Genomic DNA, 243 nt, shown 5'->3' on the forward strand with positions numbered 1-243 from the left:
GGTCACCTACGACCCCGCCTACGGCTACGAAATGGGCCACATTATCCGCGACGGGCTTGAGCGGATGTACGGGGAGGCCGCCAGCGGCGAAGGAACCGGAGCTGCATCCGATAAAAACCTGATGTACTACCTCACCGTCTACAACGAGCCGATTACCCAGCCCGCCGAACCGGAGAACCTCGATGTGGAAGGGGTGCTGAAAGGCATCTACCGGGTATCGGCCTCGGACCTTGCAGGACCGAA

At 60.9% G+C, this 243-nt stretch carries 1 protein-coding gene; it reads left to right on the forward strand.

The window, feature by feature from the left end:
* Positions 1-243: hypothetical protein (locus tag AC6CHP_RS20795; RefSeq protein WP_498232073.1), on the forward strand; the 243-nt coding region annotated here is incomplete at both ends.

This window comes from Pseudarthrobacter sp. GQ63, from assembly GCF_059758765.1.